Origin of the sequence: Plantactinospora veratri, from assembly GCF_036421995.1 — a bacterium.
Lineage (GTDB): Bacteria > Actinomycetota > Actinomycetes > Mycobacteriales > Micromonosporaceae > Plantactinospora > Plantactinospora veratri.
Map to the genome: position 1 here is coordinate 212,341 of NZ_JAZGQL010000007.1, position 24,627 is coordinate 236,967.

The window sequence follows — 24,627 nt, forward strand, 5'->3', positions numbered from 1 at the left end:
CGCCCGCGACCGCCCGGCCCGGCGGATGCTCAGACGGTGACCGGCTCGTGTTCGGCCGCCGGGAGCCGGCCCCGGAAGGTCGACCGGTAGGCGTGCGGGGTGGCGCCGAGCCGGCGGCCGAAGTGGTGCCGCAGGGTGGCCGCGTCACCGAAGCCGGCCCGGGTGGCGACCGCCTCGATGCTCAACTCGGTCTCCTCCAGCAGCCGCCGGGCCAGCAGCACCCGCTGGTTGGTGATCCAGTCGTGCGGCGTGGTGCCGGTCTCGGCCCGGAACCGCCGGGCGAAGGTCCGGGGTGCCATGTGGGCCCGTCCGGCCAGGTCGTCCACGGTCACCGGACGGTCGAGGTGCTCGATCAGCCAGGTCAGCACGGGCTCCAGGGTGGGTGCCGCCGGGGTGGGTGCGATCGGCGCCTCGATGTACTGCGCCTGCCCGCCGTCGCGGTGCGGTGGCACCACCATCCGCCGGGCCAGTTTGGTGGCGAGCGCCGAGCCGTGTTCCTGGCGGACCAGGTGCAGGCAGGCGTCGATCCCGGCCGCCGTGCCGGCGCCGGTGAGCAGGTTGCCGTCCTGCACGTAGAGCGAATTGCACCGCACCTTGGCCAGCGGGTACATCTCGGCGAGCCGGTCGGCGTACTTCCAGTGGGTGGTGCACTCGCGCCCGTCCAGCAGGCCGGCGGCGGCCAGCACGAACGCGCCGGAGCAGACGCTGAGCACGTACGCCCCGCGGTCGGCGGCCCGGCGCAGCGCGGCCAGCACGGTCTCCGGGATCGGGGCGCCGATGCTGTGCATCGCCGGCACGGCGACCAGGTCGGCGTCCTCCACCGGGGTGAGGTCGGCGCTCGGGGTCAGGCCGAAGCCGGAGCGGGTGCGGACGGGGTTGCCGTCGTGGGTGCAGACGTCGAAGCGGTATCCGGGGAAGCCGTCGGCGACCCGGTCGGTCCCGAAGACCTCGCAGAGCACGCCGAGTTCGAAGGGAGCCACCGGGTCCAGGGCGATCACGGCCACGTTGCGAAGCATGCATCGACGATAACCGAGAACTGGCAGAAAATCGATGGTGCATGGCAAAGCTGCCACTGTCCGGACCGGACCCGGCGGCGCAGACTTGACTCATAACAGCCGGTGCGCACCGGCGGCGAACCAAAAGACCTGGTCAGCCCGACATTCTCGGGTCGGCCACATCGAAAGTGAGGTCACGCCGCCATGGAACTCGTCGTCTCCCTCTTCTTCCTCGTCCTGCTCCTCGCCTCCGTCCTCGGCCTCACCGCCGACACCCGCGACTCGGCCGACTGGCGACCCAGCGAAGGTGGCTGGCGGTCGTCGCCCCGTGGCTGAGAACCGTGCCAAGAGTCCGCCTGGCCAGCCGGGGTGAGCACCGCAGCAAGGTGCCGCCCCGGCGACGGGCGCGAACCGGCGTACGGCAGGCTAGGCGCATGGCTCAGGGCTCCTGGTACGACGCCGACATCGACCACGTGATCATCTCGGAGGAGCAGATTCGGGAAAAGATCGCGGAACTGGCCAAACAGGTGGCAGCGGACCACGCCGGCACGACGGACGGGATCATCCTGGTGTGCGTGCTCAAGGGCGCGGTCATGTTCATGGCCGACTTCGCCCGGGCACTCGGCCGGCACGGGCCGCCGGCCGAGTTGGAGTTCATGGCCCTCTCCACGTACGGGCAGGGCACCACCTCCTCCGGCACCATTCGGATCCGCAAGGACCTGGACCGGGACATCGCCGGCCGGCACGTGGTGGTGGTGGAGGACATCGTCGACTCCGGGCTCACCCTCTCCTGGCTGCTGCGCTATCTGGAATCCCGCTCGGCGGCCAGCGTCGAGGTGGTGGCGCTGTTCCGCAAGCCGGACGCGATCAAGGTCTCCGTGCCGGTGAAGTACGTCGGCTTCGACATCCCGAGCGAGTTCGTCGTCGGCTACGGGCTGGACTTCGCCGAGCGCTACCGCGAGGTGCCGTACGTCGGCGTCCTGAAGCCGGAGGTCTACGCCCGGTCCTGATCCGGCCCGGACTTTTCGGTCCGGTTCCGACCCCCTCGTCCCGTCTTCAACGCGAACCGATGTCCGGTACGCCCTGACCATCCTGAATGTCGTCGCCGAAATATCGAGTCGACGTACAGCGCGCTCCCAGGAAACGCGGTTACGGTATGCGGTGGTGGCGCGGAAGCATCCCGCGCCGGGTCTCCTGCCCAGTTTGACCCGAAAGATGGGGCCGTACGGGGCCAGGCGTCCGGCACGGGTCCGTGGCCACCCGGCACCCCGGCGGAAGCGGACCTGTTACCCCAGGGCTCGCGGGCTCGCTCCTCGCGTTCACGGTGTACCGTCGAATGACCGCGGCGCGGTACCAAGCGCCCGGCGTCGAGGCCGGCTCGCAGGGGGCGGCTTCGGCCCGCCGCTCCGGCGGCGGCAGAAGGCAACCAGACGATCAGGACGTCGATCAGGAGGGTCCGGGCGTTACGGCGCTCGACAACAGCATGGAACGTACGCGTTTCTTCCGCCGCCCGGTGGTCTGGATCATCCTGGTGATCATCGGTGCGATAGCGCTCAGCTCATTCTTCAGCGGTGGCCCGAGTTATCACAAGGTCGAGACCAACGTGGTGCTCGACCAGCTCAACAAGGGTGACATCGAGAAGGCCATCTTCCAGGACAAGGAGCAGACGCTCCAGCTCGACCTGAAGAACTCGGCCAAGTTCGGTGACACCGACACGGACAAGATCCAGGCGCAGTTCCCCTACGAGGTGGGCGGCGAGGTCTGGAACTCGGTGGCTGCCGCCAAGGCGGCCGGCCGGATCAGCGGCCCGATCGACACCGAGGTCTCCGGCGACAACCTCTTCGTCTCGTTGCTGGTCAACCTGCTGCCGATCGTCATCCTGGTGATCCTGCTGCTGCTCTTCATGTCGCAGATGCAGGGTGGCGGCTCCCGGGTGCTCAACTTCGGCAAGTCCAAGGCCAAGATGATCACCAAGGACACCCCGAAGACCACCTTCGCGGACGTCGCGGGCTCGGAGGAGGCCGTCGAGGAGCTGCACGAGATCAAAGATTTCCTGCAGAACCCGGCGAAGTACCAGGCCCTCGGCGCCAAGATCCCCAAGGGCGTGCTGCTCTTCGGCCCGCCCGGTACCGGTAAGACGCTGCTGGCCCGGGCCGTGGCCGGCGAGGCCGGCGTGCCGTTCTACTCCATCTCCGGCTCCGACTTCGTGGAGATGTTCGTCGGCGTCGGCGCCAGCCGGGTCCGCGACCTCTTCGAGCAGGCCAAGGCGAACGCCCCGGCGATCGTCTTCGTCGACGAGATCGACGCGGTCGGCCGGCACCGTGGCGCCGGCATGGGCGGCGGCCACGACGAGCGGGAGCAGACCCTCAACCAGCTCCTGGTCGAGATGGACGGCTTCGACACCAAGGGCGGCGTGATCCTGATCGCCGCCACCAACCGGCCGGACATCCTCGACCCCGCGCTGCTGCGCCCCGGCCGGTTCGACCGGCAGATCGCCGTCGACACCCCGGACATGGAGGGCCGCAAGGCGATCCTGCGGGTGCACGCCAAGGGCAAGCCGTTCTCGCCCGACGTCGACCTCGACGCGGTGGCGCGGCGTACCCCGGGCTTCACCGGTGCCGACCTGGCCAACGTGATCAACGAGTCGGCGCTGCTGACCGCCCGCAGCGACAAGCGGGCGATCTCCAACGACTCGCTGGAGGAGTCGATCGACCGGGTGGTCGCCGGCCCGCAGCGCCGGACCCGGGTGATGAGCGACAAGGAAAAGAAGATCACGGCCTACCACGAGGGCGGACACGCCCTGGTCGCCTGGGCGCTGCCGCACTCCGCCCCGGTGCACAAGGTCACGATCCTCTCCCGGAGCCGCTCGCTCGGGCACACCCTGGTGCTGCCGACCGAGGACAAGTACACCCAGACCCGGGCCGAGATGATCGACACCCTGGCGTACGCGCTGGGCGGCCGGGCCGCCGAGGAACTCGTCTTCCACGAGCCGACCACCGGTGCCGCGGACGACATCGTCAAGGCCAGCGCGCTGGCCCGAGCGATGATCACCCAGTACGGCATGAGCAGCAAGCTCGGCGCCATCAAGTACGGCACCAGCGGCGACGAGCCGTTCCTGGGCCGCAACATGGGGCACGAGCGGGACTACTCCGACGCCGTCGCCGCGGAGATCGACGCCGAGATCCGGTCGCTCATCGAACTGGCCCACGACGAGGCCTGGGAGATCCTGGTGGAATACCGGGACGTCCTGGACAACCTCGTGCTGGAGCTGATCGAGAAGGAGACCCTCTCCACGGCCGACATGGCGCGGATCTGCGCCCGGGTCGTCAAGCGGCCGCCGATGGCCCCGTACAACGGGTTCGGCAAGCGGCAGCCGTCGACCGAGCCGCCGGTGCTCACCCCGGGCGAGAAGGAGAAGCTCAAGGCGCAGGCCGAGGCCGACGGCGTCCAGGCGACCGTCGGGGGCAACACCAACAACACCACGCCCAACTCGGACGGCACACACTGAACGCAGCGAATCACCAGGCCGCCGGCGGAAACGTCGGCGGCCTGTCCGCGTCAGCCACCGAGCCGGACGACGAGCTGGACTACCTCGCCGCCCGGCTGGTCAACGGCAAGCTCGGCGGCGGGCCGGTCGAGGACGCCGTCGACCTGGCCCGGATCGAGAAGGCGGTCCGGGAGATCCTGATCGCCGTCGGCGAGGACCCGGACCGGGACGGTCTGGTCCAGACGCCGGCCCGGGTCGCCCGGGCGTACGCCGAACTCTTCGCCGGGCTCCGGGTCGACCCGGCCCAGGTGCTCACCACCTCCTTCGAGGCCAACCACGAGGAACTCGTACTCGTCCGGGACATCGACGTGATGAGCCTCTGCGAGCACCATCTGCTGCCGTTCCGTGGCTCGGCGCACATCGGCTACATCCCCGGCGAGAACGGCCGGATCACCGGGCTCTCCAAGCTGGCCCGACTGGTCGAGGTCTACGCCCGCCGGCCCCAGGTGCAGGAGCGGCTGACCTCGCAGGTCGCCGACCTGCTGATGACCAAGCTGGAGCCGCGCGGCGTGATCGTGGTGCTGGAGTGCGAGCACATGTGCATGGCGATGCGCGGCATCCAGAAGGCCGGCGCCAAGACCATCACCTCGGCGGTACGCGGACTGCTGCAACGGGACGCCAAGTCCCGCGCCGAGGCGATGGCGCTGATCCACGCCAGCCGCCCCGTCTGACCCCTCCAGCCGCCCTTCCCGGGCCGCCGCCGGGCCGGTGTGGCCACCCCCGCGCCGCCCGGTCGGGTGCACACCGCCGAGGCAGGGCACGGCCAGCAGGGTGTGGCTAGCCGCGCCACCCGGCCAGGTAGACGCCGCCCAGGCAGAGCACCGCCAGCAGGCCGAGCAACGCCGTCACGAGCGCGCCGTAGAGCAGTACCCGACCCCGGGGCAGCGGGCCGGCACCGGGCAGCCGGGTGGCGGCGTCCGCCGCGTCCGCGGTCGCCCGGGCGTCCCGCAGCGCCGCGAGCACCGCCTCCGGGCCGCCGGCCATCGCCAGACCGGCCGCCGCCACCTCCGGCTCGGACGGCACCAGATCGGCCTCGGCGACACCCAGCGCGCGCAGCCGCGACTGCTGGGGCACCAGCCGGGCCCGAATCCCGGCCAGCTCCTCCCGGGCGCTGTGCACGCCCCGCTCCTGCTCGGCGGCGGCGGTGGCCGCGGAGCGGCGTACCGCGTCCAGCCGCTGCGCGGCGGCCAGGTACTCCTGCCAGGCGTCCCCGCTCACGGCGCAGCCTCTCCGCCCGGCGGGCCGTACGGGACGACCAGGCTGGCCAGGTCGGTCCGGCGGTCGTAGAGCAGCGCCCGGCCGGGACGGGGGCGCCACCGTACGGGCCGGCCCAGCAGCCGGGCCGCCTCCGGCTCGGGTACGTCGAGCAGGAGCAGCCCGTCGACGGTGGCCGCAGCCGCGACGGCCGTTTCGGCGACGTCCTCGGGCACCGCTGCGGCCGGCGGTTCTGGCACCGCCGGTACGGCGACCAGGTCGGCGAACGGGCCCACCGACCGCCACCAGCCCAGCAGGTGTACGCCCCGGCCCGGCCCGTCCCGCAGCATCGCCCGGAGCCGCTCGGCCGGCAGCCCGGAGGCCGCCGCCAGCTCGTCCATCCCGAAGGCCACCAGATAGCCGGGCCCGGCCAGCTCCAGCCCTCCGCCCAGCCCGGCGGCGTCCACCTGCCGCACCGGGTGCCGCCCGGACAGCGCGGCGGCGAGCGCCTCCGCCACCGGGTCCGGGCCCGGCGCGGCGATGACGAACTCGACGCTGCCGGCGGGATGCCGCGCGGCGAGCCCCCGGGCGGCGCCGGCCAGTGTCCCGGCGCCGGTCGGATCCGACCCCAGGACCGCGAGGTGCCGGCCCGGGGTCCCGTCGAGCGGCAACTCCGCCGGGCGCGGCGACACGTCGACCAGCAGCCCGACCGGCACGGCGACCCGCCGCCGCAGGCCGCCGGCCGCTGCTGGCCCGCCGGTTACGGCCTCGTCCGGCTCGCTGGCCCGGACCTGCTCGCCGGCGGGTTCCGGGGCGTCGATCCGGTCCGGGCCGTCGGCGGCGTCCTGATCGTCGGTCGCCTCCGGGTCGTCGGCCGGGACCGGAGGCGGCGGTGGGGTCAGATAACCGGTGAAGACGGCCGGTGCCGGCATCCCGGCGGGCCGGTCCGCCCAGAGCCGGTGCCGGAGCCCGCTGAGCATTCCGGGGTCGGCGTGCGGATCGGGGAACCGGACGGTCCGTTCGTGCCCCCGGGTCGCGCCGCGCGGCCCGCCCAACCCACCGGCGGTGTTCACCACCGCCGTACCCAGCGGCAGACCCGCCGCCGAGTCGTTCGTCGGCTCCAGCACGTCCGTGCCGCCGGGCAGCGCCACCCGGACCGGGAACTGCCCGAGGAACGAGTCCCGCCGGGCACGCAGCGCGGCCAGCGCCGGCGCCGGTCGGCCGGTCAGGATCAGGTGTACCCCGGCCGACCGCCCCCGCCGGGCCACCGACTCCAGCCGGGCCAGCGCCTCGGTACCGACCGCGTCGTCCTCGGCCAGCAGCAGCGGGTACCCGTCCAGCACGCAGAGGATCCGCGGGGTCGGGCGGTCGGCGCCGGCCCGCTGGGCGGGCACCGGCGGCGTACCGGCCGGGCGTGCCGGTGCGACCGGATCCGCCGCGCCGCGGCGGTCCAGTTCGGCGTCGAGTTCGCGGAGCACCGTGAGGCCGTACTCGCGGTCGGCCTGCACCCCGACGGCCCGGATGTGCGGCAGCCACGGCCCGCCCGGCCCGGTGCCGTCGGACCCGTCCGACGGCACCGGTACGAACTCGGTGAAGGCCGTACCGTCGGCGAAGTCGATCAGATAGAGCGCCAGCTCGTCGGGGTGGTAGCGGGTGCAGAGCCCGTAGAGGACGTTGACCAGGAACGCGCTCTTGCCGGCACCGCCCCGGCCGCCGACCAGCCAGTGCGGGGTGCGCTCGTCGAAGCCGAGCGGCACGGTCCGGTCGCCGTCGTGCCCGACCGGGGTGCTCAGCCCGTCGGCGGCGGACTCCGTCCAGAATCCGTCGGCCGGCTCCGGCAGCAGGTCGTCGAGGGTACGCCGGTAGTCGGCGTGGAACCGCGCGGCAAGGTCCCGGCAGACCCGGTCCAGCAGCGGCACCGGCGGGCACTCGTCGAGGAAGACCGGCGCGTTCAGGCCGGTACCCGGCAGGTGCGGCACCGGGGCGCTGAACGAGGCACCGGGCGGATCGCCGACCAGCGCGTACGGGTTGCGCATCGCGATCATGGTGGATCGGGAGAGCGGCGCCTGGCTCGTCTCGGCGGTCAGCGGAGGAGGTGGCCAGCCGGCGATGACCAGGTGCAGCCCCGCCTCGGGCCCCTCCCGGGCCAGTGCACCGATCCGGGCCAGGTCGCTCGGCTCGGTCAGCTCCGGCAGCGATCCGACCACCACCAGCAGGGTGCGGTCGTGCCGGTTGTAGCGGGCGGCGGCCGGCCGGGTGGGGCGTACCCACTGCTCGGCCTCGGCCAGCACGGCCCGCAGGCCGGTGCGATCGGTGACCGGCGGCGGCATCAGGCCGGCGTCGGCGAGCGGGGCGAACGGTGCGAAGAGCTGGCCCCCGGCGGTGGCGTCGACGCCCCGGACCAGCAGCGAGCCGGCCGGGGCGGCGGCGAGCAGCCGGAGGAGTACGGACCGGAGCAGCCCGGCCACCCGGGGATCGCGGCTGTCCGCGTCGACGGTGAGGTGCCCGGTGCCGAGCAGCGGCACCAGCACCGGGAAGCGGGCGTCGTCCAGCGGCTGGGCGGTGCCGATCCGCACGAAGGCCGGCTGGGCGGGGCCGCCGAGCGGAGCGTCCTCGGACTGGGCGTCCAGCGGCGCACCCAGCCAGCCGGGGGCGAGTTCGCTCGCCGCGGCGCGCAGCCGTTCGGCGAGTTCGTGCTGCTCCCGCTGGTCGGCGGGGATCGGCCGGATCGCCTCCAGGGCGGTGGCCGCGGCGGCGGTGGCGGCGGCGGCCCGGCGGTGCAGTACGGCGGCGGTGCCGGCGGCGGCCCGCCAGCGCAGCGTGGCGGCGTGCCCGGTCGGTCCCCTCCAGGTGTCCACCGCACCAACTCCCTCGTCCTGGTCTGAGACGGTATCCCAGCGCGGCGGCATCTTCGCGGACCTGCGGCGATGGTCGTGGCACAGATAGCCGGACCTGGCGGACAGTCACCGATTGATCCCTTTTGGTTACCAAGCTGGAATTCACGCCCATTGGGTACGGCGGCGGCAGCGGCTAGCCTCAGGGGGTGGAATCAGTGCATCCCCCGGCCGATTCCCAGGTGTCCCGGGTACCCACCCAGCGGACCCCGCCCGGACAGGCCGCTCCCGAGCCGGTCGCACCGCCACCGGCGCCACCTCGTCGGCGTCTCGGCCTGGTGCTGGCGGTGGTCGGCGGCGCACTGGCACTGTTCTGCCTGGCCGGCGCCGCCGTCGCGTACGTCGCCTACGACCGGTTCACCGCGCCCGACCGGAGCGCCCCCGACGTGGTGGTGCACAACTACCTGCGGGCCTACCTGGTCGACGAGAACGACGTACTCGCCGGTGAGTTCGAGTGCGCCGACCCGGCCGGGCTCGCCCCGCTGCGGAAGCTGCGCGCCGACCTGACGGCCCAGGAGCAGCAGTTCCAGATCACCTTCGTGGTCAAGTGGGGGCCGCTGGACGTACGCCCCCAGGGGGAGCGGGCCGAGGTCGGCGTGGAGCTGGTGATCTCGTATCTGGTGGACAACCTGTCGCAGACCGAGCACCAGCGGTGGCGCTTCGGCACCGAGCAGGACGACGGCTGGCGGGTCTGCACGGCCGACCCGGTGACCTGACGCGCCTGCCGGATCACTCGATCCAGAGCAGGTGCACCGGGACCTCCAGCGTGGTCGGTGGCCGGCCGCTCCACGCCCAGCGGTACCAGTCGAGTTCGGCGGTGACGCGTACGCAGATGTCCCCGTCGCCGCTGGTGTAGACCTCGGTGACCGCGCGCAGGTCGCGCCGCTCGACCGCGTCGGCGATCTGCACCACCCGGCGGCCGGCGACCGCGTCCGCCTCGACCACCGGCACCGGAGCCCGGTGCGTCGGCGCGTCCAGCGAGACCAGCCGGGAGATGACGTCCGGCCGGGCCGGCCGGGGGATCGGCGGGGTGCCGGCGTCCCACGGGGAGACCTCGCCGAGGGTCTCCACCCAGACCCGTTCCGCCGGCACCAGCGGGGCGAAGACCTCGATCTGCTCCGCCTCGGCCCTGTACCACTCGTGCTCGGCCAGCACCGGCACGTAGGTGCGGCTGCCCTGCACCACCCGCTCGTCCGCCCGCAGGTCGGCGCGCCAGCCGAGCCCGGGAAGCCCGACCAGCACCCGGCGGCCGCGCAGGTCCACCCGGTTCGCGGCGGCGGCGATCACGATCGGTCGGGGCGGCCCCGGCGCCCAGTCGGGCTGGCCGGCGAACGGATCGGGAAGTGGATCGTGGCTCACGGGTCGCTCCGCCGGCTCATCCGCCGTCCGTCAACGGAGCGCCGCGGTCCCGCATGAACGGCACCGGGTCGATGGCGCCGTGCCGGCTCCGGTCGCCGCGCAGATGCACCTCGAAGTGCAGGTGCGGCCCCGAGGAGTTGCCGCTCGATCCGACCCGCCCGATCACCTGCCCGGCCTCCACCATGTCGTTCTTCGAAACCATCGGTCTGCTGACCATATGGCAGTACCGCGTGATCACGTTGCCCGCGTGCAGGATGTCGACGAACCAGCCGCAACCGCCCTTGCCCGGGAAGCCGTCCACGTTGCAGCTCAACCGGCCCCGCCGGTCCGGGTCGCAGCGGGAGACCAACACCCGGCCGGCGGCCGCCGCCCGGATCTCCGTGGTGTACTTCGGCGCGCCGATGTCGACACCGTTGTGCGCCGGCCGGGCGGCGGTACGGAATCCGGAGCCGACCCCGCCGGGGATCGGGGCGGTCCAGCCCGAGGCGGCGATCTCCGCCCCGTCGGCGCAGCCGAGCCCGAGGTCGGTACCGGCGGCCCGGGCGGCCCCGCCGGTCAACGCGTTCACGATCTCGGTTGCCAGCGGCTCGTGCTTGGCGTACGCGTCCGGGAAGGCGCTGATCTGCACCGCCTGGGCGGCCCGGGTGAGCGACCGTCTCTGCCAGTTCCGGACGGTCTTCAACTTCTCGTAGAACTTCCGGGCCGCGTACTCCGGGTTGCGGATCTGCTCCGGGGTGCCCCAGCCGGTGCTGGGCCGCTGCTGGAAGAGCCCGAGCGAGTCGTGGTCGTTGCGGTCGCCGAGATGCCCCAGGTTGGTCAGGCCGGACTCCTGCATCGCGGTGGCGACCGCGATCACCCAGGCCCGGGGCGGCAGCCCCATCTCCCGGCCGACCTTGATGATGATCGCCGCGTTCCGCATCTGGCTCTGCTTGTACGGTCCGACCAGCGGCAGGTCGCCGTCGGTCTTGACCGGTTCGGTGTCGCCGCAGCCGAAGGTGACCGCCGCCAGGTTCTGCTCCTCGGAGGCGAACATGGTCACCAGGAACGCACCGGTGCCGCCGACGCAGCAGAGCAGCGCGAGTACGCCGGTCAGCACCACCGCCAGCGCGACCCGCCGTACCGGCCGCCGGGCCGGACCCCGGTCGGTCATCCCGCACCCACCTCCCCGCGCCCGCTCAGCGCCGTTGCCAGTCCACCGTGTCCACCCGCCAACGCCCCTGCACCGCCACCAGGCCGAGCCGCAGTTCGCCGGAGTCCACCGGTACGACCACCTCGACCAGGCTGTCGTTCTGCGGTACGGCCAGCAGGTCCCCGGTGATCCGGTCGGCCGGTACGGCGGCCGGGTCGACCCCGGTCAACTGCTCGGCGAGGTTCTCGGTGGCGAGCGGCCGCAGCCCCGCGTGCCACTCGTCGGCGGTGGTGTCCCGATGGTCCAGCCAGGCGGTGGCGAACGAGCGGGCCACCTGCACCGGCTCGGGCGCGCCGGGACTGGTCCGCGGCGACGGCTCCTCGGTCACGGTCAGCCCGTCGTCACCGGCCTCCGGGTCGGTGATGCTGATCGGGCCGGGCGTACCGCCGACGAGTCCGGGACGGTCGTCGCCGGGGCCGGCGATCAGCCGGGCCGCGCCGACGATCCCGACCACCAGCACGGCGATGACGACCGCGATCCCGAGCCGGGACCGGAGGAGCCGGGTGAAGAGGAACTCGACGGCCCGTCGCATCCCGTCACCTCGCCTCGGAACGGATCCGGGGCGCCCGGGGGGCGGGCGTCGGGTCGGGTGCGGGCGCGGAGTCGGGCCGGTAGATCACATAGGAGGGGTTCTCCACCGGTACGTCGGGCTCGGTCCACTCCGCCGGCCGGCGGCGGGACGGCCGGGCCCGGTCCGGACGCGAGCCGGAGCCGCCACCCGGGGCGTCCGCCGGGGGTGAGCCGGGTGCCTCGCCGCCCCGCTCGGGGCTGCTCTCCACGCGGCTGCCGGCACCGGTCTGCGCCGGGTCCTCGTGCCGGGCCTCCGGGCGCACGTTGGTCTGCTGGATCACCACGTTGCGGTTCTTGACCCGGATGTCGGTGCGGTGGTCCGGGTCGTCGAGCTGGGACGCGGCCCGGACGTCCCGGAAGAACCGGCGGTGCCAGGAGCCGGCCGAGGCGATCACCTCGGTGCTGTCCTTGCCGCCGAGCTGGGTGATCCGGCGGTACGGCCGCAGCAGCAGCCAGCCCACCACGCCGCAGAGCCAGACCAGCACCACCTGGAGCCAGCCGGGAATGGTGGGGGTGCTCATCACCAGGTCGACGGCGAAGAGATAGATCGCCGCGCCGGTGCCGAAGATGGCGATGTTGAAGACGGCGGCGACGACGGCGTTGCCCAGCCGGCGCAGCCCGGCGCTGGCCGGGCGGAGCAGCCCGACCGTGCCGAGCACCGGGGCGGCGATCACCGCCCACCGGAAGAGCAGGAAGCCGAGCAGCACCAGCAGGGAGGCGGTCAGGTCGAACATCGCGAAGAGGATCGCGGCCAGGATGGCGATCAGCCCGGCGCCGATCCGGTCCGAGTCGCGGGCGCCGCGCAGGTATTCGTACGCCTCCGGGTCCTCCTGCTGGATCTGCGCGGCGACCTTCATCCACTGTTCCTGCTTGGCCGAGACGGTGGACTGCCGGGTGCCCGGGTTGGCGGCGATCCGGGCCGTCTCCTCCCAGGTGAACGCCTTGGCGTCGTAGAGGGCCCGGCCGTACTTGCGGGCCGTCTCGCTGTCCGAGGAGCCGAGCGCGCCGCGCAGCCAGTTGCGGTAGAGCATCGTCTCGGTCGCGGTGTCGCCGGCCCGCAGCGCCGGTGGCCGGTTGTCCTTGCAGCCGGCCGGGTTGAGCGAACCGCAGCGGTCGGCCGGGATGCTCTTGTCCCGGGGGCCGACCGCCTCGTGCACCACGTTCAGCGTGGTGACCAGGGTGCCGTCGGCGACGTTGGCGGACCGGACCGGCCAGGCGGCGATCGCGGTCACCGCGACCATCACCAGCACCGCCCAGCCGGCGGTGGTCATCGCGTTGCTCATGTCGGACTGCCGGGAGCGCCAGAGCAGGTAGACCCCGACGACGCAGAGGGTGATGATGCCGAAGACGCTGAAGACCCGCTCGTAGACCGCCTTGGTGGCCTGCTCGACCAGCGGGTCGGCCCAGTCCCACATGCTGCTCGGATCCCAGGCCCGCTCGCGCAGCGCGTTCGAGGCGCCGATGATCGCGGCGGCGATCCGGATCTCGCCGTCCGCGATCTTGTTGAACACCTTGCTGCCCGGGTCGATCACGTCCGAGGCGCAGCCGCCGGAGTCGTCGTACGTCTCGTAGCTGTAGCCGGCGTTGCCGTACTCGGTGTACATCCCCTTCACGCCCGGCTTGCCGCTCGCCTCGGGACGGGTGGCGAACCAACCGCCGAGCCCCTGGTCGGGTGCGCTCGGGGTGGGCGCCTTCACACAGTCCCGGATGTTCTGGCCGACGTTGGCGAGCCGGTCGACACAGTCCCGGAAGTTCGCCTCCCACTCGGCGGTGGTGCAGAGCGCGACCTTGGCCTGGCTCGGCACCGGCACGGCGGCCGAGGCCGGCGAGGCGTTGCCGATCACCGGCCAGACCAGGGTGGCGGTCGCCAGCACCCCGATCGCGAGCAGCAGGGCGGCGAGCCGGGCCGCGATCCTCGTCGAACCTTCTTCAACCCGGACGGGGCGGGCTCGCCGGCCGTGGCGGACCTCGGGTGGAGGTTGAAGAAGCTTCATGGTCAAGCCTCCAGGTCCGCGACGGGGGAGGGCAGGTTGGCCGGGGCGGCCTTCGCCGTGACCGGGGTGGTGTCCAGGTGGTCGAGCAGGCCGGGCACGTACGAGACGTCGACGCGTACCTTCTGCACCCGGCCGTCGACGTCACGCATCACGAACTCGCGGAAGCCGAGCCGGTCCGCCGAGGACGCGTCCACGCTGGAGAGCGAGGCCAGGGTCGCCTCGTAGCCGTCGTTGACCGGTACCCGGAGCAGCCGCAGCGCCTCGGAGGCGATGTCCACGTCCTCGGCGATCCGGCCGACGAAGACGGTGGAGACGAGGTTCTGCACGTCGAGCCCGAGGATGTCCTTCGGGTTCTGCGAGGAGACCAGCGCGGCGAGGTTCCACTTCCGGGAGTCCCGGGCCAGTCGGACCAGGAACGACCGGCCCGAGCGCCAGCCCTCCATGAAGTGCGCCTCGTCCAGGCCGACCAGCTTCCGCGACGACATCGCGCCGCCGTAGCAGCGGCGTACCGCCAGCCGGTGCGCGGTGTGCAGCATCGGCAGCGCCAGGGCCTCCTCGGCCGACCAGTACTCCCGCTCGATCTTCAGGTCCGGCAGCCGCAGCCCGGCCATGGTGATCACGGTCAGCGTGGCGTCGGCGCCGAGCAGCCCCTCCGGCGGGCGGCCGAAGAAGAGCAGCGCCAACGGCATCTCGGCGGTGTCCAGCAGCAGGTTGGCCAGCTCCCGGCCCTCGTCCTCCAGCCCGGCCAGGCAGGCCACCACGTCGTCCAGGGTGGAGGTCTCCTCGGCCGGTACCTGCCGGACCGCGTGCCGGAACAGCGTCGCGGTGGACGCCTCCCGGGCCACCTGCGGCGGCACCAGCATCATGCAGATGTCCTGCACCAGCATCCGCCGCTCGGCGCGGGCGTTGGAGACGGCGATCTGGAACTCCCGGTCACCCGCCGAGCCGGCGGCGAACTCGCTGCGCAGCGGGGTCGGGATCAGCGCGTACGGCGCCAGGGTGCCGTGCTCGGAGCCGGTCAGGTTCAGCACCCGGGAGTACGGCCGCAGCTCCGGCATCGCGCAGAGCCGGGCCAGCGGGCCGGACGGGTCGAGCAGGGTCACCTGCACCCCGCGCCGGGCGGCCAGGTAGCCGAGCGCGCCGAGCAGGGTGGACTTGCCGCCGCCCGGCTCGGCGACGAAGACGGCGAGCCCGGAACGCTCCCGCACCTCCATCGGGAAGTGCAGGTCGAGGAAGACCGGCCGGCGGCAGGTGCCGGCCGTCCGCCCGATCAGGTCGCCGCGCCGGTCGCCGACCGTGGAGGCGGCCTGCGGCAGCGCGGCGGCGAGCAGGTTGACCGGCATCCGGCGCAGGTAGCCGGTGTTGGCGATCGGTTCGCCGGGGATGAACTCCCGGGCCAGCCAGTCCTGGTTCTTCGGGTGCTGGAGCGAGATCCGCAGCTCCCGCGAGTAGAGCTGGATCAGCCGCCGGGCCCGCTCCAGGCACTCCTCCCGGGTCCGCCCGCCGACCGCGATCCGGTGCCAGCCGTGCGCCCGGGCCGACTCCACCGGCAGCCCGGTGGTCATCTCGTCGCCGATCACCAGGGCCCGCTTGGCCAGCCGCTCCAGCTCCGGCGGGGCGTCGATGCCGTGCTCGGCGTAGTCGAGCTGCTGGGAGCGGATCATCCGCAGCCGGTGCTCCAGGTTGCGGAACGAGTCGCCGGGGCCGAGGATGTCGACCCGGGTGGAGAGTTCCATCGGCCAGGGCAGCCGCTCGTGGAAGTGCAGCCACGGCTCGTGCCGCTCGGGGATCTCCAGCGGCTCCATCCGGCCCACGGCCAGCACGGCGACGTGCCGCTCCTCCCCGGTCATCCGGTTGACCAGCTTCACCGTCGACCCGTACGGGCTGCGGTAGCGCTCCACCTGCTCGGTCAGGGCGAGCAGGTCACCGCGCTCCCACCGGCCGTTGGTGACCGGCGAGAGCTGGCCGGGCGGGGCCATGCAGAGCGCCACGGAGCGGTACATCAGCCACTCCAGCTCCTCGGCGCTGACCTGCCGCCCCCGCATCCCGAACGCGCCGAGCACCTCGTCGAACTGCTCGACCGTCCGGCCCAGTTTGCGGCGCTCCCCGTCGGCCGTGCCCCGGCCGAAGGCCCGGAGGAACCGCTCCGCCAGCGAGTTGCCGAGCGACCGGCGGGCGAAGGTGACGCCGAGATAGGTCTGCCCTTCGGCGTGGTTGACCGAGAGCAGGTGCCGCTGGGCGGCGACCAGGTGGTCCGACCAGCTCGGCGCGCCGGAGACGGTGGCGAGCGGGTGCGGGGTGTGCTGGTCGATCGTCCGGGCCCACTCGTCCGCCGGGAACGGCCGGGTGGTCCGGCGCAGGTGCAGCCGGAAGCCGGCCAGGCCGGCGTACTGCTCGGAAATGGCCGAGAGCAGCGCCTCCCGTTCGGCGTCCGGCCGGAAGGCCCAGCGCACCTCCGGCAGCCAGTACCAGGCGGTGACGGTGTTCGGGGTGAAGGTCAGGTGGCCGGCGATCTCGGTGATGGCCAGCTCGACGGCGGGATCCCGGTCGCCGAAGCGGAGCTTCGGGGCGCGTACCCGCTGGGGTTTGGTCAGCGGCTGCGGCCGGGTCGGCTTCGGCGTGCTCCGCCGCTGTTTCGGGGCGACCGGTGCGGTCTCCCGCTCCGGTCGCCGGCCGGGCCGGCGGTCCGGCTCGGTGTGGCGGCGGGTCGGCTGTTCGACGGGCTCGCGGACGATCGGCAGCGCACCGGAGTGCTCGCCGCCGCGCTGCTGTGGCGCGGGGCTCGGCCGCCCGGGGTATCCCTCGGCCGCGGCGCCGGGCAGGGCTCCGGCGGTGTTGCCCGGCGCGGGTCGGAGAGCCGGTGCGTCGGCCGGCCACCCGGCGGGCGGGCCGGGGTCGAGACTGGCGGGTCCGACCGGGCGAACGGCGGGCCCGGTGTCGGCGACGGTCTCGTCGTGCACCGGCAGGGCGGGCTGGGCGGCCGGCGGAGCGTACCGGGCGGTGGGCTGCCCGGCTGCGATCTCCCGCTGCCCGGTGCCGCCGGCCGGGAGTTCGTCCGGCTCCCAGGCCGGCAGGCCGACGGCGGCCTCCGGTTCCTCGCCCCAGCGCCCGCGCGGATGCGCCGAGGGCGGGCGGGGTGTGGGGCGGGGCGGTGGCGTGGCGGGTGGGCTCGGCGGCGACGGCTGGACCGGGCCGGCACCGAAGAGGTCGAGGAAGGGGGAGTCGATGTCCGGGTGCTCGACCGGGGCCGGCGGCCGGGCCGGCGGTGCGGCGGCGGGCCGGGCCGGGCGGTTCCGGGCGGGTGGCTGCGGCGCCTGGAAGACCGCGACGGCACCGTGCCCGGTGTTGCTGAGCAGCGCGGCGTCGTACTCGCTCTCCTCGGCCAGCTCAGACGGGTTGTAGCCGGAGGACTGCGTACCGTTACCAGCGTTGTCGGCCGGGCGACCTGCCGGGTGCGACGAGCCCGGCCGGGAGGGGCGGGTCATGCCGCCGCCTCGCCCGGCCCGGTGGGCTCCACCGTGGAGCGGCAGAGGAATCTGGTTCGCTCGGTCACGCCGTCACCTCGCTGCGGTCGGTCATGTCAACTGCTCCCGGATCCGGATACTGGTCGCGACCAGGCGGGGGTCGCGCTGCTCTGTCGCCGGTTCGCGGGTGCGCCGCCAGTCGGTCAGTGCCGTCCGGATGACCATCCGGGCGGGCCGATCGGGGTCGACGTACCGGAAGACGAACGAGGTGGTGACGATCGCGAGCGCGATCTCCCAGGCGGGGATCAGCTCGACCTTGAGCGTGAAGAGGTAATGAATGAACATGAAGAGCGGCACCAGCAACATGAACAGCCCGTACTGCGTGTAAGGCAGGTGGACGGGCAGCGTGTAGCCGGGCGGCCCCAGGTAGACCAGGCGGGCCCGATAGATGTCGTCGTCGGTGCGCAGCCGCATCTCGTGCTCCGCGGTCTATTCGAAGATCAGGTTGATCAGGTTCTCGCCGACGAAGAACAGCGTCGCCGCCCCGGCGATGAAGGCCAGGCCGAGCAGGGCGATCGCCGAGCTGGTCAGCACCTTCGAGACCTCGCCCTTGCTGGCCCGGCCGATGAAGATCACGCCGAGCACGGCGAGCAGGATGGGCGCGATGTTGGTGGCGAAGAAGCCGACGATCCCATCGGTGTCGATATTGCCCTCGGGCTCGGCCGCCGTCACGAACGCGAGGGTGTGGAGCGCGTGCGTGGCAGCCGGCCATGCCGTCTCCACCAGCTCCATGGCGAACATCGGAATCCTCCCCGGTGCGGTGACGCCCCGCCTCCGCACTGCTGTCAAGTCCGGTCAACCGGGTCGGTCGTGGGGTGTTGATCGACCCTGCGTCTCGCAATCACCGCAAAGGGTGATGGTTTGTGGGCATCTTTGTCCTGATTCGGCCCATCTCTTAAGTTCTGGCATCTGGCTGATGCGAGCGTACGGCGCGTGCCTGTTTGGAACAAGCGGCCCGGAGTGCCACCGATCGCTCCTCCCCGGCCGGTTTCACGTGCCTCGCCGACGCCGGGACGGCGCCGATCCCCGAGGGCGGGGCGGTCGGCGCGGGCCGGCAGGACCACCGGCGGGACCGGGGCCGACCGGGGCCGGAGTGCGGCAGGTGGGTAGCGTCGAGCCGTGACCGAGTCAGTCCAGGGATCCGCCGCGACCGACGGTGGGTGGCGGGCCGACGCGGACCTGCTCCGCTCGCCCAGGCCGGTGGTGATCGGCGTCCTCAACGTCACACCCGACTCCTTCTCCGACGGCGGGCGGTACGCCGACCTCGACGCCGCCGTACGGCACGGGGTCCAGATGCACTCCGACGGCGCCCAGCTCGTCGACGTGGGTGGCGAGTCCACCCGGCCCGGCGCCGACCGGGTCGACGCGGAGACCGAGGCCGCCCGGGTGCTGCCGGTCATCCGGGAACTCGCCGCCCGGGGAGTGCCGATGAGCGTCGACACCTACCGGGCCGGTGTCGCCGCCGCCGCGCTGGCCGCCGGGGCGACCGTGGTCAACGACGTCTCCGGCGGACTCGCCGACCCGGACATGGCCAAGGTGGTCGCCGAGGCGGGCTGCCCGTGGATCCTGATGCACTGGCGGGCACACGCCAAGCGGATGCAGGAACTAGCCCGCTACACCGACGTGGTGACCGACGTACGGACCGAGCTGGCGCAGCGCGTCTCCGACGCCCTCGCCGCCGGGGTCGCCGCCGACCGCATCGTGCTCGACCCCGGGCTCGGCTTCGCCAAGCGACCGGCCGACAACTGGCAGCTCACCGCCCGGCTGCCGGAGCTGCTGACGCTCGGCTACCCGCTGCTCTTCGGAGCCAGCCGCAAGTCCTACCTCGGCGCGCTGCTGGCCGCCCCGGACGGCACGCCACGGCCGACCGACGGGCGTACCGCCGCCACGGTCGCCACCAGCGTGCTCGCGGTCGCGGCCGGCGCCTGGGGGGTACGGGTGCACGACGTACGGGAGACCGTGGACGCGCTCGCGGTGTGGACCGCCAGCGGACGTCCCCGGCTGGCGACCGGCGAGGTGCCCCGATGACCGGGCCGGCGGGCAACCGGGGCCGACCGGGTGACGGGTCCACCGGGCTACCCGGGCCGGGCACCGACCGGATCGTGCTGACCGGGCTGCGGGCGCGCGGGCGGCACGGCGTCTACGACTTCGAGCGGGCCCAGGGGCAGGACTTCGTCGTCGACGTCGTGCTGGAACTCGACCTGACCATGGCGGGCCGATCCGACGACGTCGCCGACACCGTGCACTACGGCGAACTCGCCGGCCGGCTGGTCGCGATCGTGACCGGCGAGCCGGTCAACCTGATCGAGACGCTCGCCGAGCGGCTCGCCGCCGCCTGTCTCGCCGATCCACGGGTACTGGTCACCTCGGTCACCGTGCACAAGCCGCAGGCGCCGATCCCGCACGACTTCGCCGACGTGGCGGTCACCGTGACCCGGCGGAGGTGACATGACCCGGGCCGTACTCTCGCTCGGCAGCAACCTCGGTGACCGGCTCGGACACCTGCGCGCGGCGGTCGACGGGCTGCGGGACGTACTCCTGGTGGCCTCCGGGGTCTACGAGACGCCGCCGTGGGGCGACGAGGACCAGCCGGCGTACCTGAACGCCGTCCTGCTGGTCGCCGACGACGCGGCCGGGCCGCGCGACTGGCTCGACCGGGCCCGGGCCGCCGAGGCGGCGGCCGGTCGGGTACGCGACCCGCGGCGCCGCTTCGGCCCGCGCACCCTCGACGTGGACGTGATCGCGGTCTGGTCGGCCGACGGCGAGCCGGTGCGCAGCGCCGACCCCGAGTTGACCCTGCCGCACCCCCGGGCCCACCTGCGGGCGTTCGTGCTCCGGCCGTGGATCGACGTCGAGCCGTACGGGCGGCTGCCCGGTCACGGCTGGCTGACCGACCTGATGTCGACCGAGCCGGTCGCCACCGACGTGCTGGACGTGCGCCCCCGTGCGGATCTGCGGATAGAGTCGGATTGACGGTGACCGCGGCGCGGACCGGACGGGCCAGCGGCACCGTCCGGTCCGGGCCGCGTGGGTAAGCGGTCCGACGAGCGGAGTGAGGAAGAGTTGTGACCGAGCGCAGACCCCCGACGCGCGGCCCGGCCCCCGAGCGCGGGCGGATGGGTCCGACCAGACCCGCCTCCCTGGTGGTGGCCGGACTCGCCTCGGCGGCCCTGGCCTGGTTGCTGGTAAGCAGCTTCTACAGCCACATCCCGCCGCTGCCCTGGCTGCCCATCGTCACCCTGCTCGGGCTCGCCGCCCTGGAGGGGTACGCCGCCGCGAACACCCGGGCCCGGATCGAGCGCAGGCCCGGCCGGGATCCGGTCGACCCGCTGGCGGTGGCCCGGTTCGTCGTACTGGCCAAGGCGTCGGCACTGGCCGGGGCGATCTTCGCCGGCTTCTACGCCGGGCTGGACGTCTGGCTGCTCATCGAGCGGACCCGGGCCGCCGCGAACGACGTACCGGCGGCGAGTGCGGGACTCGGCGCGTCGCTCGCCCTGGTGGGTGCGGCACTCTGGTTGGAACGCTCCTGCCGGGTGCCCGATCGTGATGACCGTGATTCGGAGAGTGACGACCTGGGTCGGCGCGACGAGCGCTGAACAGGCCGGGCGGCGAATCGACGCACACCGGGGGTGACGGCCGGGCGTGCACGCGGGTACGGTGCCTCCGACCGGGCCAGATCCGCCCACTTCGCTGGATCGGCCCACGTCCGACCGCTCCGCCCCCGGACGCCGCCCCGGGTCGGGGCCTGTCCGGCGGGACGAAACAGGAGGCGCGCGCGATGGCGTACGACGATTCGATCTATCGGCGAAGGGACCCCGGAGTGGATCCGGCGGGTACCGGTGCCCGGGAGGATCCCCGGTACGGCGCGGACCCCGGGTACGACGCCGACCCCCGTACGTCGTCCAGCCAGGTCACCGGACGGTTCATGGGTGGCGAACCCGCCGTGGCGACCGATTCGGAGCCGGCCGAGCCGACCCGGCGGCGCAACGTCCCGCCGGCCGCGCTGCAGAACGTCTTCGACGATCCCGCACACGGCGAGCCCGGGCGGGACCGGATCGGCGTGCACCTGCTCTGGGAACTCGTCCTGCTGGTCGTGGTGGCGGTGCTGCTCTTCCTGTGCAACCGGGACTATCCCGACCTGCTCCGTGGCGAGCAGCGGGAGAGCCTGCTGGTCTTCGGCACCGCACTCGGGCTGCTCACCCTCGGCGCCGGGCTGACCCTGCGCATCGCCGCACCGAACCTCGCGCTGGGTCCGGTCGCCGTCGCCGCCGCGCTGCACTTCGCGGAGAACTCCGACCGGGGCGTCGTCCCGGCGATGCTGCCGGCGCTGGTCGCCGGGGTGGCCGTCGGCCTGGTGATCGCGGTACTGGTGGTGGGCTTCCACGTGCCGGGCTGGGCGGCCAGCCTCGCCGCCGGACTCGCCGTGGTGGTCTTCGTCGAGCAGCGCACCGCCCCGGTCGACGTGCAGGGCGACTACGACCCGAACCAGCACGCGCTCTACCTCTTCGCCGGCTTCGCCGCCGTCGCCGTGCTGGCCGGCCTCTTCGGCACCGTCAAGACGGTACGCCGGGCGGTCGGCCGGTTCCGTCCGGTGGGCGACCCGGCGCTGCGCCGGGGCGGTGCCGCGGCGGTCATCGTCACGCTCGGCCTGGTGCTGTCGACGGTCTTCGCGGTCGCCGCCGGGATGCTGCTCGCGGCCGGTGGCACCGGCCCGGTGGCGCCGACCACCGGGATCGAGTGGACGGGTCTGGCCTTCGGTGCCGCGCTGTTCGGCGGCGCCAGCGCCTTCGGCCGGCGGGGCGGGATCGCCGGCGGGCTGCTCGCGACCGTGGCGCTCGCCCTGTTCATCCGGTACGCCGACGAGCGCAACCTGGACATCGCGCCGACCGCCCTCGCCGCCGTACTGCTGGCACTCGGCCTGCTGGTGACCCGGCTGGTCGAGGCGAACGGCCGCCCCCGGTCGTACGCCGAGCGGGACTGGGTGGAGGAGCCGGCGACGACGGCGAGCTGGGACACCGCCCAGGCCCAGCCGCCGGAGCCGTGGACCTCCTCGCTGCCCGGCCAGCCGACCGACCGCTGGGGCGGCGACCGCTGGGACGGCCCGGACCGTTGACCCGGCGGGGCGCGGCGGGCGGGACGGTCGGTGCGGCTTGCGGCGGTTCGGGCCGATAGGCTCGGCGTCATGACGGAATCCGGTCCCGAGTCCCGCACCACGCCGACCTTCGCCGAGCTGGACGCGCTGTCCACGGAGGAGTTGCGCGAGCGGGCCTTCGCGCTGGCCCGGGAACGGCGGGACATCGGCTTCTTCTGGTCGGTGATCCGGCACCTGCCGAACGCGGACGAGGCGGCGGCGCTGGACGGCTCGCCCAACTCGGCCGGCCCGACCGTGGACGAGGCGGTCGCGCTCTGGCGGGAGTTCACCGGCCACGGCTACGAGGAGACCGCTCCGCTGCTCCGGGCCGCGTTCATCGACTATCTACAGAAGCACTGACCGGCTACCGAAGCACCGACCGGTCGAATCGCCTCATCGGCCCGCCAATGGCGCGGATCGGTTGAAGCCAAGCACATTCCGGGAATCCGGCACCGGGTTTCGCGATCAGATTCCGCTGGGAATTAGCTGTGCATGGCTCTCACCAACAGATACAAGACGGCCACGGGTGCGGGCACGCTAGCCGCATTCGTACTGGTCCTGGTCTTCGGCAGCCCCTGGTATGCCGACTGGGCCGGGGACGAAACCAACCCGAACACGGCGGGTGGCTGGTTCCTCCGGCTGCTCGCCTGGCCCGCGTGGCGGTTCGACTCGGACGACACGATCCAGAACGTCATCGCCGCCGACCTCAAGGCCATCCTGGTGGTGGTGCTCACCTGGGTCTTCCTCTACATGCTGCCCGGCTCGCAGCTCGCCCGGGCCCGGGGCACCCTCAGCCAGTTCCTCGCCGGCTGGTCGGCGTACGTCTTCGCCGGTGCCTTCGCCGCGCTCTTCGCCACGCTGATCGGCAGCAACCCGTCACTGCTGGGCGCCTTCCAGGCCGCCGGCAGCGGTGCCGCGTACGGCTTCTTCGTCGGCTGGATCATCGGCCTGGCCACTTTGGGCGGCTGGCGGGGCCGACGCTGAACCGCGCCGGCCGGGCTGGTCCGGCCGGTCGGCAACCCTCCGACCCGCGGGCGTAACCGCCCGCTCGACGGCGCCCGGAGTGCCCGATCGCCTCCCTCCCACGATCGGCATTCCGGGCGCCGTGCCGTCCGGGTCGGGTCGCGGGTCCGCCAACCCGGCGGGCCTGGCGGTGGGCGTCCCGCGAGCGGGCGGGGCGGAGGCGCGGCAGCGCGGTCATCCCCCGACCGGGTCGGCCGGATAGTCGATGCTGAGGATCTGGTGCCGGCTCACCGTGCCGACCGGCTCGCCACCCTCGTCGGTCACCCGGGCGTCGTCCGAGTTGGTCCTCAGCAGCAACGCCAGCGCGTCGTAGAGCGACGAACCGAGCGGTACGGTCGGCAGCCCGGCGGTGGCGGCGGCGTCGGGCGGCAGCGGACGCAGCAGGTCCCGGGTGACCGGGGTGACCGCGAGCCGCCGGATCGCCCGGTCGGTGCCGACGAACTCCCGGACGAAGGCCGAGGCGGGCTCGCCGAGCAGGGTCGCCGGGCCGGCGTACTGCTCCAGCCGACCGCCCTGGGAGAGCACCACGATCCGGTCACCCAGCCGGACCGCCTCGTCCAGGTCGTGGGTGACCAGCACGATCGTCTTGCGTACCTCCGCCTGGAGCCGCAGGAACTCCTCCTGGAGCCGGGCCCGCGCGATCGGGTCGACGGCCGAGAACGGCTCGTCCATCAGCAGCACCACCGGATCGGCGGCCAGCGCCCGGGCCACCCCGACCCGCTGCCGCTGGCCACCGGAGAGTTCGTGCGGATAGCGCGGCCCGAAGGTGGCCGGGTCGAGCCCGACCAGCTCCAGCAGCTCGGCGGTGCGGGCCGCGATCCGGGCCCGGGGCCAGCCCGACAGCCGGGGTACGGTGCCGACGTTCGTGGCGATCGTCTGGTGCGGGAAGAGCCCGACGTTCTGGATCACGTAGCCGATCCGCCGCCGGAGCTGGACCGGGTCGGCCCGGGTGACGTCCTCGTCGCCGAGCAGGATCCGCCCGGAGGTCGGCTCGATCAGCCGATTGATCATGCGGAGCACGGTGGACTTGCCGCAGCCGGACGGCCCGATCAGCACCACCAGCTCGCCGGCCTTGACCTCCAGGCTCAGCTCGCCGACCGCCACCGTGCCGTCGGGATACTGCTTGCGTACCTGGTCGAGGGTTATCGCGGCGGCACCCGTGGTGCCGGCGGACCCGGCGGACCGGGCCTCCGGGGTAACGTCCACG

Annotated in this window: 23 protein-coding genes; 12 read left to right on the forward strand and 11 right to left on the reverse strand. The window is 73.3% G+C overall.

All coding sequences use genetic code 11. The features are described from left to right. Positions 1-29: 29 nt before the first annotated feature. Positions 30-1,016 (reverse strand): GlxA family transcriptional regulator, encoded by a 987-nt coding sequence (locus tag V1634_RS11640; protein WP_331207766.1) that lies wholly within the window; start codon positions 1,014-1,016, stop codon positions 30-32. Between the two features lie 183 nt (positions 1,017-1,199). Between V1634_RS11640 and V1634_RS11645 the strand changes: the two genes are divergently transcribed. From V1634_RS11645 to folE, 4 genes are all read left to right on the forward strand, one after another. Beyond that, entirely contained in the window at positions 1,200-1,331 is a 132-nt protein-coding gene (locus tag V1634_RS11645) for a hypothetical protein (protein WP_331207767.1), read from the forward strand. Between the two features lie 98 nt (positions 1,332-1,429). Then, on the forward strand, positions 1,430-2,005 hold the full coding sequence (gene hpt, locus V1634_RS11650; protein WP_107257371.1) for a hypoxanthine phosphoribosyltransferase: 576 nt from the start codon (positions 1,430-1,432) through the stop codon (positions 2,003-2,005). A 473-nt stretch (positions 2,006-2,478) separates the two neighbouring features. Then, complete coding sequence (ftsH, locus tag V1634_RS11655) at positions 2,479-4,503, forward strand: ATP-dependent zinc metalloprotease FtsH (RefSeq protein ID WP_331207768.1); 2,025 nt, start codon at positions 2,479-2,481, stop codon at positions 4,501-4,503. 41 nt (positions 4,504-4,544) lie between these two features. Continuing rightward, positions 4,545-5,213, forward strand: a complete 669-nt coding sequence (folE, locus tag V1634_RS11660; protein ID WP_331207880.1) for a GTP cyclohydrolase I FolE — start codon at positions 4,545-4,547, stop codon at positions 5,211-5,213. 106 nt (positions 5,214-5,319) lie between these two features. Here the strand turns inward: folE and V1634_RS11665 are convergent, their stop codons facing one another. Together V1634_RS11665 and V1634_RS11670 are read right to left on the reverse strand one after the other, a co-directional pair. Then, entirely contained in the window at positions 5,320-5,760 is a 441-nt protein-coding gene (locus tag V1634_RS11665) for a hypothetical protein (RefSeq protein ID WP_407951759.1), read from the reverse strand. Then, on the reverse strand, positions 5,757-8,594 hold the full coding sequence (locus V1634_RS11670) for an FtsK/SpoIIIE domain-containing protein (RefSeq protein WP_407951760.1): 2,838 nt from the start codon (positions 8,592-8,594) through the stop codon (positions 5,757-5,759). The genes V1634_RS11665 and V1634_RS11670 overlap by 4 nt, the downstream gene beginning before the upstream one ends. Before the next feature lie 194 nt (positions 8,595-8,788). Here V1634_RS11670 and V1634_RS11675 point away from each other — a divergent pair, with 194 nt between their 5' ends. Continuing rightward, positions 8,789-9,346 carry a hypothetical protein gene (locus V1634_RS11675; RefSeq protein ID WP_331207882.1) on the forward strand — a complete coding sequence of 186 codons (558 nt, stop codon included), beginning with the start codon at positions 8,789-8,791 and terminating at the stop codon, positions 9,344-9,346. Between the two features lie 13 nt (positions 9,347-9,359). Here the strand turns inward: V1634_RS11675 and V1634_RS11680 are convergent, their stop codons facing one another. The 7 genes from V1634_RS11680 to V1634_RS11710 form a co-directional block, all read right to left on the reverse strand. After that, positions 9,360-9,989: a hypothetical protein gene (locus V1634_RS11680; protein WP_331207769.1), complete on the reverse strand. Its 630-nt coding sequence runs from the start codon at positions 9,987-9,989 to the stop codon at positions 9,360-9,362. A gap of 16 nt (positions 9,990-10,005) precedes the next feature. Further along, positions 10,006-11,139, reverse strand: coding sequence for a peptidoglycan DD-metalloendopeptidase family protein (locus V1634_RS11685; RefSeq protein ID WP_331207771.1), 1,134 nt, complete (start codon positions 11,137-11,139; stop codon positions 10,006-10,008). A gap of 25 nt (positions 11,140-11,164) precedes the next feature. Further along, positions 11,165-11,710, reverse strand: coding sequence for a hypothetical protein (locus tag V1634_RS11690; RefSeq protein ID WP_331207772.1), 546 nt, complete (start codon positions 11,708-11,710; stop codon positions 11,165-11,167). A gap of 4 nt (positions 11,711-11,714) precedes the next feature. Then, the gene (locus V1634_RS11695) at positions 11,715-13,742 is read right to left on the reverse strand and encodes an MFS transporter (protein ID WP_331207773.1); all 2,028 of its coding nucleotides are present in this window, start codon (positions 13,740-13,742) and stop codon (positions 11,715-11,717) included. 2 nt (positions 13,743-13,744) lie between these two features. After that, complete coding sequence (locus V1634_RS11700; protein WP_331207774.1) at positions 13,745-17,227, reverse strand: ATP-binding protein; 3,483 nt, start codon at positions 17,225-17,227, stop codon at positions 13,745-13,747. 90 nt (positions 17,228-17,317) lie between these two features. Then, the gene (locus V1634_RS11705; RefSeq protein WP_331207775.1) at positions 17,318-17,680 is read right to left on the reverse strand and encodes a hypothetical protein; all 363 of its coding nucleotides are present in this window, start codon (positions 17,678-17,680) and stop codon (positions 17,318-17,320) included. 15 nt (positions 17,681-17,695) lie between these two features. Further along, entirely contained in the window at positions 17,696-18,007 is a 312-nt protein-coding gene (locus V1634_RS11710; protein WP_107257386.1) for a hypothetical protein, read from the reverse strand. 438 nt (positions 18,008-18,445) lie between these two features. On the opposite strand from V1634_RS11710, the gene folP reads away from it, so the two are divergent. From folP to V1634_RS11745, 7 genes are all read left to right on the forward strand, one after another. Continuing rightward, positions 18,446-19,294 carry a dihydropteroate synthase gene (gene folP / locus V1634_RS11715; RefSeq protein ID WP_407951771.1) on the forward strand — a complete coding sequence of 283 codons (849 nt, stop codon included), beginning with the start codon at positions 18,446-18,448 and terminating at the stop codon, positions 19,292-19,294. Then, on the forward strand, positions 19,291-19,713 hold the full coding sequence (gene folB, locus V1634_RS11720) for a dihydroneopterin aldolase (RefSeq protein WP_331207777.1): 423 nt from the start codon (positions 19,291-19,293) through the stop codon (positions 19,711-19,713). The genes folP and folB overlap by 4 nt, the downstream gene beginning before the upstream one ends. Position 19,714: 1 nt before the next feature. Then, positions 19,715-20,239 carry a 2-amino-4-hydroxy-6-hydroxymethyldihydropteridine diphosphokinase gene (gene folK / locus V1634_RS11725; protein WP_331207778.1) on the forward strand — a complete coding sequence of 175 codons (525 nt, stop codon included), beginning with the start codon at positions 19,715-19,717 and terminating at the stop codon, positions 20,237-20,239. 143 nt (positions 20,240-20,382) lie between these two features. Beyond that, positions 20,383-20,862: a DUF3180 domain-containing protein gene (locus tag V1634_RS11730; protein ID WP_331207779.1), complete on the forward strand. Its 480-nt coding sequence runs from the start codon at positions 20,383-20,385 to the stop codon at positions 20,860-20,862. Between the two features lie 182 nt (positions 20,863-21,044). Beyond that, positions 21,045-22,379, forward strand: a complete 1,335-nt coding sequence (locus V1634_RS11735; RefSeq protein WP_331207780.1) for an ABC transporter permease — start codon at positions 21,045-21,047, stop codon at positions 22,377-22,379. A 69-nt stretch (positions 22,380-22,448) separates the two neighbouring features. Beyond that, positions 22,449-22,757 (forward strand): hypothetical protein, encoded by a 309-nt coding sequence (locus tag V1634_RS11740; protein ID WP_331207781.1) that lies wholly within the window; start codon positions 22,449-22,451, stop codon positions 22,755-22,757. Between the two features lie 132 nt (positions 22,758-22,889). Beyond that, positions 22,890-23,381, forward strand: coding sequence for a hypothetical protein (locus tag V1634_RS11745; protein WP_331207782.1), 492 nt, complete (start codon positions 22,890-22,892; stop codon positions 23,379-23,381). Between the two features lie 213 nt (positions 23,382-23,594). Here the strand turns inward: V1634_RS11745 and V1634_RS11750 are convergent, their stop codons facing one another. Beyond that, complete coding sequence (locus tag V1634_RS11750) at positions 23,595-24,626, reverse strand: ABC transporter ATP-binding protein (protein WP_331207784.1); 1,032 nt, start codon at positions 24,624-24,626, stop codon at positions 23,595-23,597. Between the last annotated feature and the right edge of the window lies 1 nt (position 24,627).

Bases quoted from the DNA above. Each gene is read 5' to 3' on its own strand.
- V1634_RS11640 (WP_331207766.1), bottom strand. From the start codon at position 1,016: ATGCTTCGCAACGTGGCCGTGATCGCCCTGGACCCGGTGGCTCCCTTC.
- V1634_RS11645 (WP_331207767.1), top strand. From the start codon at position 1,200: ATGGAACTCGTCGTCTCCCTCTTCTTCCTCGTCCTGCTCCTCGCCTCC.
- hpt (WP_107257371.1), top strand. From the start codon at position 1,430: ATGGCTCAGGGCTCCTGGTACGACGCCGACATCGACCACGTGATCATC.
- ftsH (WP_331207768.1), top strand. From the start codon at position 2,479: ATGGAACGTACGCGTTTCTTCCGCCGCCCGGTGGTCTGGATCATCCTG.
- V1634_RS11685 (WP_331207771.1), bottom strand. From the start codon at position 11,139: ATGACCGACCGGGGTCCGGCCCGGCGGCCGGTACGGCGGGTCGCGCTG.
- V1634_RS11690 (WP_331207772.1), bottom strand. From the start codon at position 11,710: ATGCGACGGGCCGTCGAGTTCCTCTTCACCCGGCTCCTCCGGTCCCGG.
- V1634_RS11695 (WP_331207773.1), bottom strand. From the start codon at position 13,742: ATGAAGCTTCTTCAACCTCCACCCGAGGTCCGCCACGGCCGGCGAGCC.
- V1634_RS11700 (WP_331207774.1), bottom strand. From the start codon at position 17,227: ATGACCCGCCCCTCCCGGCCGGGCTCGTCGCACCCGGCAGGTCGCCCG.
- V1634_RS11705 (WP_331207775.1), bottom strand. From the start codon at position 17,680: ATGCGGCTGCGCACCGACGACGACATCTATCGGGCCCGCCTGGTCTAC.
- V1634_RS11710 (WP_107257386.1), bottom strand. From the start codon at position 18,007: ATGTTCGCCATGGAGCTGGTGGAGACGGCATGGCCGGCTGCCACGCAC.
- folB (WP_331207777.1), top strand. From the start codon at position 19,291: ATGACCGGGCCGGCGGGCAACCGGGGCCGACCGGGTGACGGGTCCACC.
- folK (WP_331207778.1), top strand. From the start codon at position 19,715: ATGACCCGGGCCGTACTCTCGCTCGGCAGCAACCTCGGTGACCGGCTC.
- V1634_RS11730 (WP_331207779.1), top strand. From the start codon at position 20,383: ATGGGTCCGACCAGACCCGCCTCCCTGGTGGTGGCCGGACTCGCCTCG.
- V1634_RS11735 (WP_331207780.1), top strand. From the start codon at position 21,045: ATGGCGTACGACGATTCGATCTATCGGCGAAGGGACCCCGGAGTGGAT.
- V1634_RS11740 (WP_331207781.1), top strand. From the start codon at position 22,449: ATGACGGAATCCGGTCCCGAGTCCCGCACCACGCCGACCTTCGCCGAG.
- V1634_RS11745 (WP_331207782.1), top strand. From the start codon at position 22,890: ATGGCTCTCACCAACAGATACAAGACGGCCACGGGTGCGGGCACGCTA.